General features: G+C 57.3%; 17 protein-coding genes. 10 read left to right on the top strand and 7 right to left on the bottom strand.

What is annotated here, in order from left to right; translation table 11 throughout:
* The first annotated feature begins 217 nt into the window (after window positions 1-217).
* The 3 genes from upp (at window position 218) to ACQG03_RS15570 (ending at window position 3,015) form a co-directional block, all read left to right on the top strand.
* Window positions 218-844, top strand: coding sequence for a uracil phosphoribosyltransferase (gene upp, locus ACQG03_RS15580; RefSeq protein WP_022648979.1), 627 nt, complete (start codon window positions 218-220; stop codon window positions 842-844).
* An 82-nt stretch (window positions 845-926) separates the two neighbouring features.
* Complete coding sequence (uraA, locus tag ACQG03_RS15575; RefSeq protein WP_022648978.1) at window positions 927-2,216, top strand: uracil permease; 1,290 nt, start codon at window positions 927-929, stop codon at window positions 2,214-2,216.
* Window positions 2,217-2,313: 97 nt separating this feature from the next.
* A complete protein-coding gene (locus ACQG03_RS15570) occupies window positions 2,314-3,015 on the top strand; it encodes a DnaA inactivator Hda (protein WP_211482948.1) in 702 nt (233 codons plus the stop codon).
* Window positions 3,016-3,091: 76 nt separating this feature from the next.
* Here ACQG03_RS15570 and ACQG03_RS15565 read toward each other — a convergent pair whose 3' ends face one another.
* Genes ACQG03_RS15565 through celB form a run of 3 tightly spaced genes read right to left on the bottom strand, consistent with a single transcriptional unit; the run spans window position 3,092 to window position 6,789 of the window.
* Window positions 3,092-4,510: a leucyl aminopeptidase family protein gene (locus ACQG03_RS15565; RefSeq protein WP_063163657.1), complete on the bottom strand. Its 1,419-nt coding sequence runs from the start codon at window positions 4,508-4,510 to the stop codon at window positions 3,092-3,094.
* Window positions 4,510-5,466 carry a N(4)-(beta-N-acetylglucosaminyl)-L-asparaginase gene (locus tag ACQG03_RS15560; protein WP_022648976.1) on the bottom strand — a complete coding sequence of 319 codons (957 nt, stop codon included), beginning with the start codon at window positions 5,464-5,466 and terminating at the stop codon, window positions 4,510-4,512. The genes ACQG03_RS15565 and ACQG03_RS15560 overlap by 1 nt, the downstream gene beginning before the upstream one ends.
* 3 nt (window positions 5,467-5,469) lie before the next feature.
* Window positions 5,470-6,789 carry a PTS cellobiose transporter subunit IIC gene (celB, locus tag ACQG03_RS15555; protein WP_063163656.1) on the bottom strand — a complete coding sequence of 440 codons (1,320 nt, stop codon included), beginning with the start codon at window positions 6,787-6,789 and terminating at the stop codon, window positions 5,470-5,472.
* Window positions 6,790-6,936: 147 nt separating this feature from the next.
* Here celB and ACQG03_RS15550 point away from each other — a divergent pair, with 147 nt between their 5' ends.
* The gene (locus ACQG03_RS15550; RefSeq protein WP_032623803.1) at window positions 6,937-7,761 is read left to right on the top strand and encodes a homeodomain-like domain protein; all 825 of its coding nucleotides are present in this window, start codon (window positions 6,937-6,939) and stop codon (window positions 7,759-7,761) included.
* Here ACQG03_RS15550 and arsC read toward each other — a convergent pair.
* Both arsC and bepA read right to left on the bottom strand, forming a co-directional pair.
* The gene (gene arsC, locus ACQG03_RS15545) at window positions 7,758-8,114 is read right to left on the bottom strand and encodes an arsenate reductase (glutaredoxin) (protein ID WP_063163655.1); all 357 of its coding nucleotides are present in this window, start codon (window positions 8,112-8,114) and stop codon (window positions 7,758-7,760) included. The genes ACQG03_RS15550 and arsC overlap by 4 nt on opposite strands.
* 13 nt (window positions 8,115-8,127) lie before the next feature.
* The gene (gene bepA, locus ACQG03_RS15540; protein ID WP_003860547.1) at window positions 8,128-9,591 is read right to left on the bottom strand and encodes a beta-barrel assembly-enhancing protease; all 1,464 of its coding nucleotides are present in this window, start codon (window positions 9,589-9,591) and stop codon (window positions 8,128-8,130) included.
* 220 nt (window positions 9,592-9,811) lie between these two features.
* Here bepA and ACQG03_RS15535 point away from each other — a divergent pair, with 220 nt between their 5' ends.
* Window positions 9,812-10,876: an AI-2E family transporter gene (locus ACQG03_RS15535; RefSeq protein ID WP_003860546.1), complete on the top strand. Its 1,065-nt coding sequence runs from the start codon at window positions 9,812-9,814 to the stop codon at window positions 10,874-10,876.
* Window positions 10,877-11,409: 533 nt separating this feature from the next.
* Here ACQG03_RS15535 and bcp read toward each other — a convergent pair.
* Together bcp and ACQG03_RS15525 are read right to left on the bottom strand one after the other, a co-directional pair.
* The gene (bcp, locus tag ACQG03_RS15530; RefSeq protein ID WP_063147671.1) at window positions 11,410-11,880 is read right to left on the bottom strand and encodes a thioredoxin-dependent thiol peroxidase; all 471 of its coding nucleotides are present in this window, start codon (window positions 11,878-11,880) and stop codon (window positions 11,410-11,412) included.
* Window positions 11,880-12,449, bottom strand: a complete 570-nt coding sequence (locus ACQG03_RS15525; protein WP_000213743.1) for a glycine cleavage system transcriptional repressor — start codon at window positions 12,447-12,449, stop codon at window positions 11,880-11,882. Before ACQG03_RS15525 ends, bcp begins: the two co-directional genes overlap by 1 nt.
* A 145-nt stretch (window positions 12,450-12,594) precedes the next feature.
* Here ACQG03_RS15525 and dapA point away from each other — a divergent pair, with 145 nt between their 5' ends.
* The 5 genes from dapA to ACQG03_RS15500 all read left to right on the top strand — a co-directional run bounded on the left by dapA (window position 12,595) and on the right by ACQG03_RS15500 (window position 18,283).
* Window positions 12,595-13,473 (top strand): 4-hydroxy-tetrahydrodipicolinate synthase, encoded by an 879-nt coding sequence (dapA, locus tag ACQG03_RS15520; RefSeq protein ID WP_003860542.1) that lies wholly within the window; start codon window positions 12,595-12,597, stop codon window positions 13,471-13,473.
* Window positions 13,474-13,489: 16 nt separating this feature from the next.
* The gene (bamC, locus tag ACQG03_RS15515) at window positions 13,490-14,524 is read left to right on the top strand and encodes an outer membrane protein assembly factor BamC (protein WP_022648971.1); all 1,035 of its coding nucleotides are present in this window, start codon (window positions 13,490-13,492) and stop codon (window positions 14,522-14,524) included.
* Window positions 14,525-14,633: 109 nt separating this feature from the next.
* Complete coding sequence (purC, locus tag ACQG03_RS15510) at window positions 14,634-15,347, top strand: phosphoribosylaminoimidazolesuccinocarboxamide synthase (RefSeq protein WP_001171626.1); 714 nt, start codon at window positions 14,634-14,636, stop codon at window positions 15,345-15,347.
* 120 nt (window positions 15,348-15,467) lie between these two features.
* Window positions 15,468-16,337 (top strand): KPN_02809 family neutral zinc metallopeptidase, encoded by an 870-nt coding sequence (gene ypfJ, locus ACQG03_RS15505; protein ID WP_022648970.1) that lies wholly within the window; start codon window positions 15,468-15,470, stop codon window positions 16,335-16,337.
* Window positions 16,337-18,283, top strand: a complete 1,947-nt coding sequence (locus ACQG03_RS15500; RefSeq protein WP_063163598.1) for a tRNA(Met) cytidine acetyltransferase TmcA — start codon at window positions 16,337-16,339, stop codon at window positions 18,281-18,283. Before ypfJ ends, ACQG03_RS15500 begins: the two co-directional genes overlap by 1 nt.
* The last annotated feature ends 44 nt before the right edge of the window (window positions 18,284-18,327 follow it).

Here is an 18,327-nt window from a genome sequence, read left to right as displayed (position 1 = left end):
TTGTCGGGTGGCGCTAACGCTTACCCGACCTACACTACACGTAGGCCCGCGTAAGCGCAGCGCCGCCGGGCAAGACCCCGCACCCAAACCGGAGCCCAGCCTCCGGCTTTTTTGTTTTTGATTGATGTACATCAAGCAACATGGGTATGGCGCAATCCAAAAAAAGCGGTATAATCCCGCGATTTTTTTGCGGATGCCACCTCAGAGGAGAAAGAGAATGAAGATTGTGGAAGTGAAACACCCACTCGTTAAACACAAGTTGGGCCTGATGCGTGAGCATGACATCAGCACGAAGCGTTTTCGCGAACTGGCTTCTGAAGTGGGTAGCCTGCTGACCTACGAAGCGACCTCTGATCTGGAAACGGAAAAAGTGACCATCGAAGGCTGGAACGGCCCGGTACAGGTTGAGCAGATCAAAGGTAAAAAAATTACCGTGGTGCCAATCCTGCGTGCGGGTCTGGGCATGATGGAAGGCGTGCTGGAGCACGTCCCAAGCGCGCGTATCAGCGTGGTGGGTATCTACCGTAACGAAGAGACGCTTGAGCCGGTCCCATACTTCCAGAAGCTGGTCTCTAACATTGATGAGCGTATGGCGCTGGTAGTTGACCCGATGCTGGCGACCGGTGGTTCGATGATCGCCACCATTGACCTGCTGAAACAAGCAGGCTGCAGCAGCATCAAAGTGCTGGTGCTGGTCGCGGCGCCGGAAGGTATCGCGGCGCTGGAAAAAGCGCACCCGGACGTTGAACTCTATACCGCGTCTGTCGACCAGGGACTGAACGAGCACGGGTACATCATCCCGGGGCTCGGCGATGCCGGCGATAAGATTTTTGGGACTAAATAATCGAATAACGATAAAGAAGCCGACTTTGAGAGTCGGCTTTTTTTTGAATAAAAACCAACAATGACACTCAGAGGAAAACACTATGACGCGCCGTGCTATCGGGGTGAGTGAAAGACCGCCGCTTTTACAGACAATCCCGCTTAGTTTGCAGCACCTGTTCGCCATGTTTGGCGCAACCGTGCTGGTGCCAATCCTGTTTCACATTAACCCGGCTACCGTGCTGCTGTTTAACGGCATCGGTACGCTGCTTTACCTCTTCATCTGTAAAGGCAAAATCCCGGCCTATCTCGGGTCGAGCTTCGCGTTTATCTCCCCGGTACTGCTGTTGCTGCCGCTGGGTTACGAGGTCGCGCTGGGCGGCTTTATCATGTGCGGCGTGCTGTTCTGCCTGGTCTCCTTCATTGTGAAGAAAGCGGGTACCGGCTGGCTGGACGTGATGTTCCCGCCTGCGGCAATGGGGGCAATCGTTGCCGTCATCGGCCTGGAACTGGCGGGTGTCGCGGCGAACATGGCTGGGCTGCTGCCTGCGGACGGTCAGTCACCGGATTCTAAAACCATTATTATTTCGCTGGTGACGCTGGGCGTGACGGTTTTCGGTTCCGTCCTGTTCCGCGGCTTTATGGCGATTATCCCGATCCTGATCGGCGTGCTGGCGGGTTACGCGCTCTCCTTCGTGATGGGCGTTGTGGATACCACACCGATTGCCGAGGCACACTGGTTCGCGCTGCCGACCTTCTACACCCCACGCTTCGAATGGTTTGCTATCTTCACCATTCTGCCTGCTGCACTGGTGGTGATTGCTGAGCACGTTGGCCACCTGGTGGTGACGGCGAACATCGTGAAGCGTGACCTGATCCGCGACCCGGGCCTGCATCGCTCCATGTTTGCCAACGGTTTCTCCACCATCATCTCCGGTTTCTTCGGCTCCACGCCAAACACGACTTACGGGGAGAACATCGGCGTAATGGCGATCACCCGCGTCTACAGCACCTGGGTTATCGGCGGCGCGGCGATCATCGCTATTCTGCTCTCCTGCGTCGGCAAACTGGCGGCGGCGATCCAGATTATCCCGGTTCCGGTGATGGGCGGCGTTTCCCTGCTGCTGTACGGGGTGATCGGTGCGTCCGGTATTCGCGTGCTGATTGAATCCAAAGTGGATTACAGCAAGGCGCAGAACCTGATCCTGACCTCCGTTATCCTGATCATCGGCGTGAGCGGCGCGAAGGTGCACATCGGCGCGGCAGAGCTGAAGGGTATGGCGCTGGCGACCATCGTCGGCGTGGGCCTGAGCCTGATTTTCAAGCTGATCTCGGTCATTCGTCCGGAAGAAGAAATCCTGGACGCTGACGATAGCGAAAAAGCACCACATTGATCCTTTAACCGGGCGGACGATCCGCCCGGTTCTCTCCTTGCTGGTTCCGTGTTAAACTCCATTCCGATTTTATGTAAGATCTCTGGTTGAGGTATTTCTGAACGGACCGGCACAGCTCTCTCTGCCACTTTATCTCCCTGACGACGAAACTTTCGCGAGTTTCTGGCCGGGTGATAACCCCTCTTTACTGGCTGCACTGCAAAACGTGCTGCGCCAGGAACACAGCGGATACATCTATATCTGGTCACGCGAAGGCGCGGGACGCAGCCACCTGCTGCATGCCGCCTGTGCGGAACTTTCGGCGCGCGGTGACGCGGTAGGCTATGTGCCGCTGGATAAACGCACCTGGTTTGTGCCTGAAGTGCTGGAGGGCATGGAACATCTCTCCCTGGTCTGCATCGATAATATTGAATGCGTGGCGGGAGACGAGCCGTGGGAAATGGCGATCTTTAACCTCTACAACCGCATTCTGGAGTCGGGCAAAACCCGGCTGCTGATCACCGGCGATCGTCCGCCGCGTCAGCTCAATCTGGGGCTGCCGGATCTGGCGTCTCGTCTGGACTGGGGGCAAATCTACAAGCTGCAACCGCTGTCGGATGAAGACAAACTCCAGGCACTTCAGTTGCGCGCCAGACTGCGCGGATTTGAACTGCCGGAAGACGTAGGCCGCTTCCTGCTCAAGCGTCTGGATCGGGAGATGCGCACGCTCTTTGATACGCTCGATCAGCTCGATCGCGCCTCCATCACCGCCCAGCGCAAGCTGACCATTCCGTTTGTGAAAGATATTCTTAAGCTGTAGTTATGCCGGGTGGCGGCTGCGCCTTACCCGGCCTACATATGGCACCCGTAGGCCCGGTAAGCGCAGCGCCACCGGGCTAAAGATCCCCCATCAGGTGCTCAACCAGCAGCGGAATCGGTCTTCCCGACGCCATGCTTCTGCCGTTCTCACGCCACAGCGCCGTCCCGCTGATATCCAGATGTGCCCATGGGATCGCCGGCGGACAGAAGTGATGCAGCAGCCACGCCGCCGAGGCGCTTATCGCCGCATTGTTAGTCGGTGTGTTGCACAGATCGGCAATCGCGCTGTCGGTCTGCTTTTTCAGCCGTGCGTCCAGCGGCAGAGACCACACCTCGTCACCGCTCCGTTTTCCTGCCTGCGTCAACGCGGCGCGCAGCGGTTCATCCTGGGTCATCAGCCCGCTCAGCTCATACCCCAGCGCTTTCACCACTGCGCCCGTCAAAGTCGCCATATCAATGATGTAGCGGGCCTGCGGGTACCGCTGGCTGGCCCAGGCAATGGCGTCAGCCAGCACCAGCCGGCCCTCGGCATCGGTATTATTGATTTCAACGGTGGTGCCGTTACAGGCTGTTGCCACCGTGCCGGGCTGCATGGCGTCGGGGCCGATGGCGTTTTCCGCCAGCGCCAGCACGCCCATGATGCGCACGGGTAATTTCAGCTCCGCAACTGTCAGCATCAGCCCCAGTACGTTGGCCGCGCCGCACATGTCATATTTCATGGTGTACATGCCCGCGCCTTCCTTCAGCCACAGGCCGCCGGTGTCAAAGGTAATGCCTTTTCCCACGTAGCAGCGCATCGGGCCGTCGTTGGCACCATCATAATGAATAGCCAGCAGACGCGGCGGGCAGGTCGCCCCTTTGCCAACGGCGTGCAGCAGTCCAAGACCCTGCTCAGCAATATCTTTTTCGTTCAGCACCTCGCAGCGCAGGGCAGGGCTGGCGGCACACAGTTTTTGCGCCTCTTCCACCACAAACTGCGGCGTGCAGCGGTCGGACGGCATATCCGCCAGACGTCGCGCCGCGATCATGCCGAGCGCAATGGCCTGCTGCTGGCGGAAGGTCGTCTCCAGCTTCGCCTGCTGTTCCGGCAGGCAGAGGGCAGTGATGCAGGTAAGACGCACCGCTTCGTCCGTCTTCTTCAGCTTCAGGTCACTGAGCCTGTGCGCCTGATTAAAGAGAAAACGCAGCACCTGCGCCAGCACCACATCGTCGATATCCGTCACGTCCAGCACGAGTTCGGCGCTGGCGGGGGCGGTAAGCAGCGGTCGCAGGGCGGTGAGCAACCCTTCGGTCAGGGCGTCATGCCATAGCGCGTCCGACAACAGAGTAATGCGCGCAAACGGCGCGCAGCCAAAGCGCGCGTCCGCGACGGTGCTCTGCTGGCGCATTTCAGCGATAAGAGCGCTATCCGGTAACAGGGAACTGTCAGCGCGCGCAATCAAATGGCTGTTCGGCTTCGCGTCTGAAAGCGCGTTGATAAACTGGTAAGTGATCATCATGATTCCTCAATCGGCGCGCGGATCCGTGCGGCATAGGCCTGCATCCACTCCTCATCTACCGCGTGATAGTGCGTTTTCTCCCGCAGGCGTTCAGTACGAAAAACGGTGAGGGGCTGGCGAGCCGTCGCCACCACGAACGAGAAGGTTTTTATGTTAGTCGCGGCGCCAAATTCGCCCTGGTTGTTCATGCACACCACGGAGAGATCGCCCGCGCGACCGAAGCGCGACATCAGCTTGTCTTCCAGTTCGAATACGACTGAATCCGCCGCCTGCTGCGGCGTCATCCCTTGCGCCATCCGGCGAACGATTTCGTAGCTGGTACAGCCCTTCATCAGGTCTTCACCGACGCCTGTGGCGGTGGCCGCGCCGGTTTCGCTGTCGCAGTAAAAGCCGGAGCCGATGATGGGTGAGTCACCGAGGCGACCGCGTTTTTTCATAAACAGGCCACTGGTGGAGGTGGCGACGCTCATCGAACCCTGTTTATCAAGGCCAATGATGCCGACGGTGTCATGTCCGTCGTAGGGGCTTAACCCCTTATCCAGCGTTTCGCGGCAGCGCTTGCGGTAGTGCTGCATGGCGCGATCCGTGAGCATAGTTTTGTCGGCAAAGCCCTGGCTCAGCGCCCATTCGCGCGCGCCCTGGCCGACCAGCAGGCTGTTATAGCGTTGACGGCTGAGCGCGTGCGCCACGCGCACCGGGTTGGCGATATCCACCAGATTCCCCACGGCGCCGAACGCCAGCGTGTCGCCGTCCATATAGGCCGCGTCCAGCTCCACCTCGCCGTTCTCGGTCGGCAGGCCACCGTAGCCGACGGATTTATACAGCGGAAAGTCTTCCACGGCAGCGACGGCATCGACCACCGCCGAAGCGACCGGTTTTCCCGCCGCCAGGGCAGACGCGGATTCCGTTACCCCTTCAAGTGCCATTCGCCAGGTTGCGATAATTCCCCACATGCTTTACTCCTGTTTTGCAAGGGTGGTGTCGGGTTGCGTAGCGGTAGTCAGCTCCGCGGCGCGGTACTGTTTATCCAGGATACGCATAAAAGGCAGGTACAGCATGGCGCCAATCAGCAGGTTGATCAGCTGCATCACGCTGCCGCTCAGGTGCCCGGTGACGATAAAGCCGCTGATAACCGGCGGCAGCGTCCAGGGAATAAACACCCCGGTGGTGACGGCGACCGCGCCAATTTTCATCGCCGCATACTGCACGGTGACCAGCACCAGCGGCACCAGATTAAACGGGATGAGCATGATCGGGTTCATGATCACCGGCAGGCCAAACAGGATCGGTTCGTTGATGTTAAACACCGAGGCACCCGCACCGAGGTGCGCCACCTCTCGCATGTTTTTGCTGCGGGCGAAAATCAGCATCGCTATCACCAGCGACAGCGTGGCGCCCGCGCCGCCCATCCAGATCATGTCAAAAAACTGTTCCGTGATAATGTGCGGCGGTGTCGTTCCCGCCTGGATCGCGGCGATGTTGTCGGTCTGGTTTTCCATCCACAGCGGACGAATAATGCCGTTGATCATCGAACCGGAGTTAATGCCCACTGACCACAGAATGGTGATACTGAATACGGTCATCAGCGCACCGAAATAAGAGGTACCGTAGTGGCGCACCGGGGTGGCAACCACTTCATAAATAAACTGGTGGATGGTGTGGTAGTGGGTGTTTTCGAAGATGATGCGGATAATAAGCACCAGAATCATTACCAGCAGGGCCGGGATCAGCGCCGCGAACGACTCCTGCACCGCCGGTGGTACGCCGTCCGGCATTTTGATGACCAGTTTTTTGCGCTTCAGCCAGCAGAACAGTTCCGTCCACAGCAGGGAACCGATCATCGCCACAAACAACCCTTTGCTGCCAATCCACTCCACTGGCATCACGGTAATGCCGCCGTTTTCCGCCACTTTGATAAAGGGCGTCAGGATCAGAAACGCAACCAGCGCCAGGATGCCGCAGGAGATGCGGTCCTCGCCATAATGCTCAGCCAGGCGGTAGGCCACCAGGAAGCTGATAAACAGCGACATGGTTGAGAATACCGCGTTGAATGGAATCTCTATAATCGCACTCCAGCTCTCACCAAAGGCCTGAGACATAAACTGCTGATAGGCCTGATTCGGGAAGGAGGAGATCACCAGCAGGATGGAGCCGACGATGATAAACGGCATGAATGAAACGTAGGCCCCACGAATGGCCCCAAGATGACGCTGCTGGGCCGTTTTCGCCGCCAGCGGCATCAGTTTTGCTTCAAGAAATCCCAGAACATTGTTCATTGTGAACTCCGTACAAGATTGAGAGGTGTTGTTTATGTTATGTCTGTGGATTATCAGTGAAGCGCGGCGAGCGAAAGGTGAAATCGGTCACAAAGCATTCGCTGTTCTACTATAAATCTCATAAGATTAGTTGCGGAGAGAGACGCGATGGAAATCAAACTGCATGCTAACGCCACCACCACACCGCGTATCCGTCGCTATCTTCAGCAGTCAGATAAAAGCGACAGAGAGCTAGCTGTTGAACTGGGGATCTCGGTCACCACCGTCAGGCGCTGGCGCAACCGCGACCAGGTTTCGGATAACCACACAACGCCAAAAGTGATACACAAAGCATTGAGACAAGAGCAGGCGGCACTGATAAATGCCCTGCGGGATATCACTGGGGCACCGCTGGATGAACTGCTGCTGCTGGTGAATGACGGACTCGGGATCGCCGTTTCCCGCGCGACCCTGAACCGCTACCTCAAACCGGCTTCGGTAAGACAAAAGGGGGCGTCGTTGCAGGGCAAAAAGGCGCTGAAGGCCGGTATCATGCCGCAGAAGCTACTTCTGCATCATCAGCCGCTATCGCTGCATATGGACGACGGTGGGGAGCAACACCTGCTCTGGGCGCGTGAACCCGTCAGCGGCTGGTGCTACGCCCGGCTTTATGCCGGTGTCTCGCCGCAGTTGCTGACCCGCTGGACGAACGAGGTGCTGGCTGCATGTCCGGCTGATATTCAATCTATTGAGACTTTTGGGCTAGAAGTGAACTTGCCGGAGCATAACGTCATCGTAAAAGTGCATTCACAGTATTATCTTGCCCTTCAGGTCGCCGTGCCGTTACGTGAGATCATTCCGCGCGTGAATAGTGAACCGGCGGGAGAACTGTTGATCCAGTTGTGTGAATTTTTCAACCGGGGAAAAGCGCAGAAAAAGCTGGGGGAGAGTACGCCGCAGGCGTTTCTGGAAGCGCTGCGGCGTAACGATTAGACGATCCCGAGTACGTCTTCCGGCGGACGGCCGATACGCGCCTTGCCGTTCGCCACGACAATCGGGCGCTCAATCAGCTTAGGATTGTCGACCATCGCCTGAATCAGCCGATCTTCAGTGAGACTGGTATCGTTCAGATTGAGCGATTTATACAGATCTTCTTTCTGACGCATCAGCTCGCGTGCGCTGCCCATGTTCAGCATCTTCAGCAACTGGTGGATCGTCTGCGCGTCCGGGGGCGTCTCCAGATACAACACCACTTCCGGATCGATGTCGTTAGACTTCAGCAGATTCAGAGTCTCGCGGCTCTTGGAGCAGCGAGGGTTATGGTAAATTTTTACCGCGTCTGTCATGACTTCTCCTTTATTACATCTTCTCGTACGGCTTAAAGCGTTGTTGCAGGCCACGCAGCTGGTCGATTCGCGCATCGTAGCGGGCCTGTTGCAGGCTGCCGAGCTTCACCTGTGAGCTGGCGCTGCTTAGCAGGGAAATGGCCTGATCGAGGCGCCCCGCCAGCGCCAGACCTTCCGCACGCGCGGCCAGCTCCTGATCGCGATTACCCAGTTGCCCCTGGGCCTGGGCGAGCAGCTCCCAGCCGTTCTGGTCATCTTTATTGTTAAAGGTATAGCGGTTCAGAATGGTCACCGCCTCGCCGGGCTGGCCGCCCTGTAAGTAGGCGTTCGCCAGGTTAAGTTGCAATACCGGATTGTTGCGAATGTCTTTCGCCCCTTTCAGACGGTTGATCGCATCGGTCGCTTTTTTCTGTCCTAAATCGATATCGGTTGCGAGGTCGAGATACCACGGATTGTCAGGCGCCGACGCCAGCAGCGGCTGTAGCGCTTTACGCGCTTCATCGTACTTGCTTGCTTCCATCGCCTGGAGTGCCTGACCATACTGCGCGGCGTTCTTCTCGCGCACGTTGCCTTTCGCCAGCGCGTCCAGCAGATCGCTGGTGAGCTGATTACGTCCGGAGTTGTACATGCCAAGCGTTCTCACTTTGGCCATGTAGAAATCCTGCGAGGACTGCACGACGACCGGACGCATCTGGTTAGCACGGTTACGCGCATCCGAGAGACGGCTTTCCGGCAACGGGTGGGTCAACAGAATTTCAGGCGGGCGCGACGAGTAGCGTGCCTGGTCGAGCAGTTTTTCCAGGAAGCTCGGCATGGCCTGCGGGTCAAAGCCGGAACGCTGTAAAACCTGAATGCCGATGCGGTCTGCTTCCTGCTCGTTCTGCTGGGTAAAGCTGATCATCCCCTGACGCGTTCCCGCCAGCGTCCCGGTAAGCGCCGCCATCCCGGCCTGCGGGCTGGCCATTGCCAGCAGAATAGAGCCCAGCGCGCCCACCCAGGTCAGGGGGGCGTTACGCTTCTGATCTTCCATCGCACGCGCCAGATGGCGCTGGGTGACGTGCGAAATTTCGTGCGCCATGACGGACGCCAGCTGGCTTTCGTTATCGGAATAACGGAACAACGCCGAATGCAGCACCACGTTCCCGCCAAAGAAGGCGAAGGCGTTGATTTCGTCGTTATTGATTAAATAGAAGTGGAAGGGCGTTTTTACCGAGTCTGCGTGCGCCACCAGTCGCATCCCCAGACCGTTGATGTACTGCACCAGCAAAGGGTCGTTAATCAGCGGAGCACTGCCGCGCAGCTGGCGTACGTAATAATCACCCATCTGCATCTCCTGCCCGATGGAGAGCGTGCTTCCTGCCGTGGTGCCCATGTCCGGCAATGAATCGGACGAGTCAGCGAAAGCGGGCAACACCTGACCCACCGTCACGGCGGCAATCAGTGTCGCAACCAGTGTTTTTCTCAACTGCCTGAACATAACCACTGTCCTGTATGTTGGATGTGCTAATTTGACCGATGAACCCGCATAACGTTCATCTCCGCTGCTCTGCGAGTGTAGCCGTGTTAAGAGATGAAGAAAATCCCATTCATCAGGGTTTTGCGAAACCTGACAGTGAAACAAAAAGGAAAGTCTTTTTTGTGACAGTTAGATACAATTCACCGTCTCACTCCCGCCATTCGATTCAGGGAAGGGTTGTATGCTCGAAATGTTAATGCAGTGGTATCGGCGTCGGTTTAGCGATCCGGAAGCCATTGCTTTGCTGGTCATTCTGGTTGCCGGATTCGGTATCCTGTTCTTCTTTAGTGGCCTGTTGGCACCGCTTCTGGTGGCAATTGTGCTGGCGTATCTGCTGGAGTGGCCCACCGCGCGTCTGGAACATATCGGCTGTTCCCGTCGCTGGGCGACCAGCATTGTCCTGGTGTTGTTTGTCGGCATTCTGCTGCTGATGTCCTTCGTGGTGATGCCCATCGCCTGGCAACAGGGGATCTACCTGATCCGCGACATGCCCGGCATGCTGAATAAACTGTCTGATTTTGCCGCCACGCTGCCGCGCCGCTATCCTGCGCTGATGGACGCCGGGATCATCGATGCGATGGCCGAAAACATGCGCGCCCGCATCATGACCATGGGTGACTCGGTGGTGAAATACTCTCTGGCCTCGCTGGTGGGGTTGCTGACGCTGGCGGTTTACCTTGTTCTCGTGCCGCTAATGGTGTTTTTCCTGGTCAAAGATAAAGAGCAGATGCTGAATGCGGTGCGCCGCGTGCTGCCGCGCAATCGCGGTCTCGCAGGACAGGTCTGGCAGGAGATGAACCAGCAAATCACCAACTATATTCGCGGCAAAGTGCTGGAGATGATTGTGGTGGGCGTGGCGACCTGGATTGGCTTCGTGATTTTCGGGCTGAACTACTCGCTGCTGCTGGCGGTGTTGGTCGGATTCTCGGTTCTGATCCCGTATATCGGCGCGTTTGTGGTGACCATTCCGGTAGTCGGTGTGGCGCTGTTCCAGTTTGGTCTGGGTACGGAGTTCTGGAGCTGTTTCGCCGTATACCTGATTATTCAGGGACTGGACGGGAACCTGCTGGTACCGGTGCTGTTCTCAGAAGCAGTTAACCTGCATCCGCTGGTGATTATCCTGTCAGTGGTGATTTTCGGCGGGCTGTGGGGATTCTGGGGCGTGTTCTTCGCCATTCCGCTGGCGACGCTGATTAAAGCCGTGGTCCACGCGTGGCCGGATGTGCCGGCGGTGGAAGAGAAGTAGATTTAGTGCGGGCTGATGCCCTCACCCAACCCTCTCCCACGGGGCTGAGGGATCCCCAGTAATTTTTTTATGCAGAAGCAATAAAGTTGCTTTCTAAATGACTGAGGGCTGTCAGCGATGCCCTGGTCCGGCTGTAAATCGCTGAGGCGTTTGCCTTCCGGCCGGGGCGAGGCGCAGGGATGCGCCGAGAGGGCGGCTTTACAGGGACGTTGCCTCCGCCCGTACCCGATAAGCCGGAAGGAATAAGCCGAGGGCACCGCGAAGCGGCGATTTACCGCCGGGAGCCCGGGTCGCCAGGGTGGTGGCGACTGAGCCACCCTGGCACGTTCACCGGTCATGTCGTTACAGAGTAGCAAGGAACATAAAGTGAACGGAATGACCACCACCGCCGTATGTTCCCCTCACCCTAACCCTCTCCCCGGAGGGGCGAGGGGATTGCTCAGTGCTCGCATTAATTTGTGGGGAACCCTCAGCCCACGGGGAGAGGGGGCAAACACCAAAAACGGCAACCTGGGTTGCCGTTTTGCTGTTTATCAGGCGCTTTGTTTCAGCCAGTGCAACACCACGTCGTGGTGGTTGCTGGTTTTGAAATCATCAAACACGTGCTCAACTTTACCGTCAGCGTCAATCAGGAAGCTGATGCGGTGAATACCGTCGTACGTTTTGCCCATAAAGGACTTCTCACCCCAGACGCCAAACTGCTCGCAAACCTGGTGGTCTTCATCGGAAAGCAGCGTGAAGTTCAGCAGCTCTTTTTCCGCAAAACGTGACAGCTTCTCTGGTTTATCGGTGCTGATGCCCAGCACTTCCACACCGACCTTTTTCAACTCATCCATGTTGTCGCGTAAACCGCAGGCCTGTACGGTACAGCCCGGGGTCATGGCTTTCGGGTAGAAATAGACCAGAACACGCTGTCCCTGGAAGTCGGTCAAATTTACTTGCTCGCCGTCTTGATCCGGTAAGCTAAATTTCGGTGCGATATCACCGGCTTTCAGTGGGTTCATTACTCAACTCCATCCTGTTCGTGCTGCGAATAATCGACGACGCTTATACTGCCTTGCGCGTGTAATTCTGTACAGAGGGCTTTGAACGCTTGCTCGATATTTGACGCATCCTGCGAGGCAGGGCTGTGGGCGGTAATTTGAATAAACAGCGTCGGGATGGCGTTTTCATCGCCAGGCTGCGTGCGGGAAACCAGTTCGGCAATGTTCATCTGATGGCTGTCAAACAGTGCCGTAAAACGTTCAATCAGATGAGGTGAATCAGGCACTTCAACCTGTACCCAGACTGTGGCAGGCAGAGCCGGACGCGGGCGCGCGGTGGTGCGCTTCATCACAATCAGTAAATCCAGCTCTGCGCCTTTCAGCGGCAGGGTAGATTCGATGAGGGTAATGGCATTCCATGTTCCGGAAAGCAGCATGATGAACGTGAACTCTTCGCCAAGCATAGCCAGCCGGCTGTCTTCGATATTGCAGCCGCAGCTGCTCACGTGGCGAGTGATGGTATTCACGATACCCGGCCTGTCAGCACCCAGCGCAGTGATAACCAGGTAATGTTGTGATGAGGTTGTCAAACCTGTTCTTCCTTTGCGTGGTTAAGTCTTCCTAAGGAAAGCATAAAAAAAACATGCATACAACCGCCTGAGAGCCTCAGGTCGCTTGCTTTTATTACAGTTCCAAACGTAACATTGAGGCTCTTGTTCGCACAGAGGATGGCTCATGTTCACGGGAAGTATTGTCGCGCTTGTTACACCGATGGATGAAAAAGGTAATGTCTGCCGGTCAAGCATGAAGAAGCTCATTGATTACCATGTCGCCAATGGAACCTCGGCGATCGTTTCGGTAGGGACTACCGGTGAATCCGCCACGCTGAGCCACGAAGAGCACGGCGATGTTGTGATGCTGACCCTGGAACTGGCGGACGGGCGTATTCCGGTCATCGCGGGTACGGGCGCAAACGCAACGGCAGAGGCCATTAGCCTGACTCAGCGTTTTAACGACAGCGGCATTGTTGGCTGTCTGACGGTGACCCCTTACTACAACCGCCCAACTCAGGAAGGTTTGTTCCAGCATTTCAAAGCCATCGCTGAACATACTGACTTGCCACAAATTCTGTATAATGTGCCGTCCCGTACCGGTTGCGATATGCTGCCGGAAACCGTTGGCCGTCTCTCGAAAGTAAAAAATATTATCGGGATTAAAGAGGCGACAGGGAACTTAAGCCGCGTTCATCAGATCAAAGAGCTGGTTTCAGACGACTTTATCCTGTTGAGCGGTGATGATGCGACCGCACTGGACTTTATGCAGCTCGGTGGTAACGGCGTGATTTCCGTGACGGCGAACGTGGCGGCGCGTGATATGGCTGACATGTGCAAACTGGCCGCAGCCGGTCACTTTGATGAAGCTCGCGTGATTAATCAGCGTCTGATGCCGTTGCATAATAAATTATTTGTCGAACCCAATCCGATCCCAGTGAAATGGGCATGTAAGGAGTTGGGGCTTGTAGCAACCGACACGCTGCGTCTGCCAATGACACCGATTACCGACCATGGTCGTGAAATTGTCGCTGGCGCGCTGAAGCATGCCGGTTTGCTGTAAAGTTTAGGGAGATTTGATGGCTTATTCAGTACAGAAGTCGCGCCTGGCCAAGGTTGCGGGTGTTTCGCTTGTTATGCTCCTCGCTGCCTGTAGTTCAGACTCGCGCTACAAGCGCCAGGTGAGCGGTGATGAATCCTATCTGGATGCGCCGCCGCTTGCTGAACTTCACGCGCCTGCCGGCATGATCCTGCCGATCCAGAACGGTGATTATAATATTCCGGTTACCAACGGCAGCGGCCTGGTGGGTAAAGCGCTCGATATTCGTCCGCCAGCTCAGCCTCTGGCGCTGGTGAGTGGCGCGCGCACGCAGTTCACCGGTGATACAGCTTCTCTGCTGGTGGAAAGCGCACGCGGTACCACGCTGTGGCCGCAGGTTGTGAGCGTCATTCAGTCGAAAAATTATACGATTGATAAACGCGACGACGCCAGCCAGACCTTAACCACCGACTGGATTGAGTGGAACCGTCTCGATGAAGACCAGCAGTATCGTGGTCGTTATCAAGTCTCCGTTAAGCCGCAGGGTTATCAGCAGGCGGTTACCGTTAAGCTGTTGAATCTTGAGCAGGCAGGTAAACCGGTTGCCGATCCGTCCGCCATGCAGCGCTACAGTACCGAAATGCTGAACGTGATTGCAGCGGGTCTGGATAAGAACGCTGCTGATGCCGCAAACGCCGCGCAGAACCGTAACGGTTCAACGTTTGACGTGCAGAGCGGTGCAGACGATACCGGCCTGCCAATGCTGGTGGTGCGTGCGCCGTTTAACCAGACCTGGCAGCGTCTGCCAGCCACGCTGGAAAAAGTGGGCATGAAGGTGACCGACAGCACCCGTTCAACGGGCAGCATCACAGCGACCTATAAGCCGCTGTCTGAAAGTGCCTGGCAGGAGCTGGGGGCAAGCGATCCACAGCTGCCTTCCGGTGACTACAAAATCCAGGTCGGCGACCTCGATAACCGCAGCAGCCTGCAGTTTATCGATCCGAAAGGACACACGCTGACCCAGGCGCAGAACGATGCGCTGGTCGCTGCCTTCCAGGCCGCATTCAGCAAATAATAGTGAGGGCTGGTTAATCCAGCCCTTTTTATTTTCGTGCCACGCAAACGTGTGCGTGGCATAATATGGCCAGTTTTGAATACAAATCATCACACCAGGAGTAATGAAGATGCAGAAGCAAGCTGAGTTGTATCGTGGCAAAGCGAAAACCGTATACAGCACGGAAAACCCGGATCTGTTGGTGCTCGAATTCCGCAATGATACGTCAGCAGGAGACGGCGCACGCATTGAGCAGTTCGATCGTAAGGGCATGGTGAACAACAAGTTCAACCACTTCATTATGACCAAACTGGCCGAAGCCGGTATCCCGACTCAGATGGAAGCGTTGTTGTCCGATACGGAATGTCTGGTAAAAAAACTGGATATGGTGCCGGTTGAGTGCGTTATCCGTAACCGTGCCGCAGGCTCCCTGGTGAAGCGTCTGGGCATCGAAGAGGGTATCGAACTGAATCCACCGCTGTTCGATCTGTTCCTGAAAAACGACGCCATGCATGACCCGATGGTCAACGAATCCTACTGTGAAACCTTCGGCTGGGTCAGCAAAGAGAACCTGGCGCGCATGCAGGAACTGACCTACAAAGCCAACGACGTGCTGAAAAAGCTGTTTGATGACGCGGGCCTGATCCTGGTCGACTTCAAGCTGGAGTTCGGTCTGTACAAAGGCGAAGTGGTGCTGGGCGACGAGTTCTCTCCTGACGGCAGCCGCCTGTGGGACAAAGAGACGCTGGATAAAATGGACAAAGACCGTTTCCGCCAGAGTCTGGGTGGCGTGGTCGAAGCGTACGAAGCGGTTGCTCACCGTTTAGGCGTTAAGCTCGACTAAACTGCGCATTTGCCAAAGGATGTTGGCATCCTTTGGCGTCTTATCCTTGTTTACTATGGTAATCCTTTCATTAACCGCCTACGATCATAGCTATTATAAATGGAATAGTTCGAGGTGTTTATGCGCTGGCAAGGGCGTCGTGAAAGTGACAACGTAGAAGACAGACGCAGCAGTGGTGGCGGTGGGCCGTCTATGGGCGGGCCAGGTTTCCGGTTACCCAGCGGCAAGGGCGGTATTATTCTGCTGGTCGTCGTGCTGGTAGCGGGCTACTACGGTGTCGACCTGACCGGTTTGATGACCGGTGAAACCGGGCAACAGCAGCAGTATTCTCAGCGCTCCATCAGCCCGAATGAAGATGAAGCGGCGAAATTTACTTCCGTTATTCTCGCGACGACCGAAGATACCTGGGGTCAGCAGTTCGAGAAAATGGGGCGGACTTATCAGCCGCCAAAACTGGTGATGTACCGGGGAGCAACCCGCACGGGCTGCGGCACCGGGCAGTCCGTTATGGGGCCGTTCTACTGCCCGGCGGACAGCACCGTCTATATCGATCTCTCCTTCTATGACGACATGAAAAGCAAGCTGGGCGCCGACGGCGATTTTGCCCAGGGCTACGTGATCGCGCATGAAGTCGGCCACCATGTGCAGAAGCTCCTCGGCATTGAACCTAAAGTGCGTCAGATGCAGCAGAATGCGTCTCAGGCGGAGGTGAATCATCTCTCCGTACGCATGGAGCTTCAGGCCGACTGCTTCGCTGGCGTCTGGGGACACAGCATGCAGCAGCAGGGCGTGCTGGAAACAGGCGATCTGGAAGAGGCCCTGAATGCCGCACAGGCGATTGGTGACGATCGCTTGCAACAGCAAAGCCAGGGGCGCGTTGTGCCGGACAGCTTTACCCATGGCACCTCAGAGCAGCGCTACAGCTGGTTTAAGCGTGGCTTTGACAGCGGCAACCCGTCGCAGTGTAATACCTTCGGCAAAGCTATGTGATGTTGGGGGTTGAACAGCTGGTTAACCAGCTTCAGCGTACCGGGCACCGCCGGCTGGTGGTGCTTAGCGGCGATGAAGCGTGGACGTTGAGCCAGGCGACCATCCTGCGCGATACGTTACCAGGAGACTGGCTGTGGCTGGAGGAAAACCCCTCTAAGGCCATCAGCGGCCTGCTGGGACGTGAATATCTGCACGCCGTTTTTGACGCGCGTCGCGGGTTTGACGTCTCGGCCTTCGCCGCCCTCAGCGGGACCCTGCGCGCCGGAAGCCTTCTGGTGCTGCTGGTGCCGCCGTTCTCCGTCTGGGCTAACAGGCCCGACGCGGATTCTCTACGCTGGAGCGACAGCGCAGAGCCGATCGCCACCCCGCACTTTGTTTCCCATTTTTGCCGGACGCTGGCCGCCGATTCAGATGCTATCGTCTGGCATCAACATCGTCCTCTGTGCCTTCCCGTTGCGCCAGATTTACCCGCCTGGCAGCCCGCCAGCGGTGAACCGCAGCGCGAGCAGGCTGCGATCCTCGATGCGCTTCTGACCATGCCTGCTGGCGTGGCTGCCGTGACGGCCCCGCGCGGACGAGGAAAGTCCGCCCTGGCGGGCATGTTGCTCAACGGCATTCAGGGTAGTGCTGTAGTGACCGCACCGGCAAAAGGGGCGACGGATGTCATCGCGCGTTTCGCCGGGGAACATTTTCACTTTATGGCCCCGGATGCGCTGCTGGCCTCCACAACAGAAGCTGACTGGCTGATTGTCGATGAGGCGGCCGCCATCCCCGGCCCGCTGCTCGAGAAACTGACGATGCGCTTTCCCCGCGTGTTGTTGACCACTACGGTGCAGGGTTATGAAGGCACGGGCAGGGGATTCCTGCTGAAGTTCTGCGCCCGGTTCAGCGGTCTGCGGCGATATACCTTATCAACTCCTGTACGCTGGGCTGCCGGATGTCCTCTTGAGCGAATCGTGGCGAACGCGCTGCTGTTCGACGATGCGCTTATCGATCGCAAACCGGCAGGGGAGGTAAGTTTAACGTCGCTGGCGCCCGGGGTGTGGGAGAGCGATCCGGCGCGCGGCGCAGGCGTGTATGAACTGCTGTGTGCCGCGCACTACCGGACGTCCCCCCTCGATTTACGCCGGATGATGGACGCCCCCGGCCAGCACTTTGCTGTTGCTCAGGCGGGCGCGGAGATCGCTGGCGCGCTCTGGCTGGTGGAGGAGGGCGGCTTATCCCCAGAGCTTAGTCGCGCGGTGTGGGCGGGATTTCGTCGGCCGCGTGGGAATCTGGTGGCGCAGTCTCTGGCTGCCCACGGCGGTTCGCCTCTCGCGGCGACGCTGAAAGGCCGACGCGTCAGCCGTATTGCGGTTCATCCTCATCGCCAGCGGGAAGGCATCGGCCAGGGGCTGATCCGCAGTGCCAGCGGAGAAGATTATCTCTCGGTCAGCTTTGGCTATACCGACGAGCTGTGGCGTTTCTGGCGGCAGTGCGGGTTTGTGCTGGTGCGAATGGGCAGCCACCGGGAGGCCAGCAGCGGGTGCTATACGGCGATGGCGTTGCTGCCGCTGAGCGAGGCGGGGCATCAGCTCTGCGAAGAGGCGCATCAGCGTTTATGTCGTGATATGCGCGTCCTGTCGGCCTGGAATGGTGAAAAGATCCCGGTGATGGATGCATGGGAAGCTACCCTTAATAGTGACGACTGGCTGGAGCTGGCGGGGTTTGCCTTTGCGCACCGGGCGTTTTCAACCTCGGTTGCGGCGCTAACGCGATTGTTGGTAGCCGTGGATATGCCGCTCCCGGCGCTGCGCGGGAAAATGGAAGGGAATACACACGATTTCGGGCGCAAAGCGTTGCTGGCGAAGCTACGCGAGGAAACCGCTCACGCGCTTGAAAGGCTTGATTACTCCCGTAGCCAGCGGCTGAAAGCCGACATTTTGCAATGGCAATTTTTTCAATGACTTCTTCAGTAAAGTGGCATGGTCATTACCCCGCAGAGGCGTAA

Origin of the sequence: Enterobacter cloacae complex sp. 342H5, assembly GCF_050030905.1 — a bacterium.
Classification (GTDB): Bacteria; Pseudomonadota; Gammaproteobacteria; order Enterobacterales; family Enterobacteriaceae; genus Enterobacter; species Enterobacter intestinihominis.
Note: the sequence above shows the minus strand (reverse complement) of the source record. Positions and strands in the feature narration are given on the sequence as shown.

Excerpts from the sequence above, each read along its gene's own strand:
- upp (WP_022648979.1), top strand. The coding sequence starts at position 218 with ATGAAGATTGTGGAAGTGAAACACCCACTCGTTAAACACAAGTTGGGC.
- uraA (WP_022648978.1), top strand. The coding sequence starts at position 927 with ATGACGCGCCGTGCTATCGGGGTGAGTGAAAGACCGCCGCTTTTACAG.
- ACQG03_RS15565 (WP_063163657.1), bottom strand. The coding sequence starts at position 4,510 with ATGATCACTTACCAGTTTATCAACGCGCTTTCAGACGCGAAGCCGAAC.
- ACQG03_RS15560 (WP_022648976.1), bottom strand. The coding sequence starts at position 5,466 with ATGTGGGGAATTATCGCAACCTGGCGAATGGCACTTGAAGGGGTAACG.
- celB (WP_063163656.1), bottom strand. The coding sequence starts at position 6,789 with ATGAACAATGTTCTGGGATTTCTTGAAGCAAAACTGATGCCGCTGGCG.
- ACQG03_RS15550 (WP_032623803.1), top strand. The coding sequence starts at position 6,937 with ATGGAAATCAAACTGCATGCTAACGCCACCACCACACCGCGTATCCGT.
- arsC (WP_063163655.1), bottom strand. The coding sequence starts at position 8,114 with ATGACAGACGCGGTAAAAATTTACCATAACCCTCGCTGCTCCAAGAGC.
- bepA (WP_003860547.1), bottom strand. The coding sequence starts at position 9,591 with ATGTTCAGGCAGTTGAGAAAAACACTGGTTGCGACACTGATTGCCGCC.
- ACQG03_RS15535 (WP_003860546.1), top strand. The coding sequence starts at position 9,812 with ATGCTCGAAATGTTAATGCAGTGGTATCGGCGTCGGTTTAGCGATCCG.
- bcp (WP_063147671.1), bottom strand. The coding sequence starts at position 11,880 with ATGAACCCACTGAAAGCCGGTGATATCGCACCGAAATTTAGCTTACCG.
- dapA (WP_003860542.1), top strand. The coding sequence starts at position 12,595 with ATGTTCACGGGAAGTATTGTCGCGCTTGTTACACCGATGGATGAAAAA.
- bamC (WP_022648971.1), top strand. The coding sequence starts at position 13,490 with ATGGCTTATTCAGTACAGAAGTCGCGCCTGGCCAAGGTTGCGGGTGTT.
- purC (WP_001171626.1), top strand. The coding sequence starts at position 14,634 with ATGCAGAAGCAAGCTGAGTTGTATCGTGGCAAAGCGAAAACCGTATAC.
- ypfJ (WP_022648970.1), top strand. The coding sequence starts at position 15,468 with ATGCGCTGGCAAGGGCGTCGTGAAAGTGACAACGTAGAAGACAGACGC.
- ACQG03_RS15500 (WP_063163598.1), top strand. The coding sequence starts at position 16,337 with ATGTTGGGGGTTGAACAGCTGGTTAACCAGCTTCAGCGTACCGGGCAC.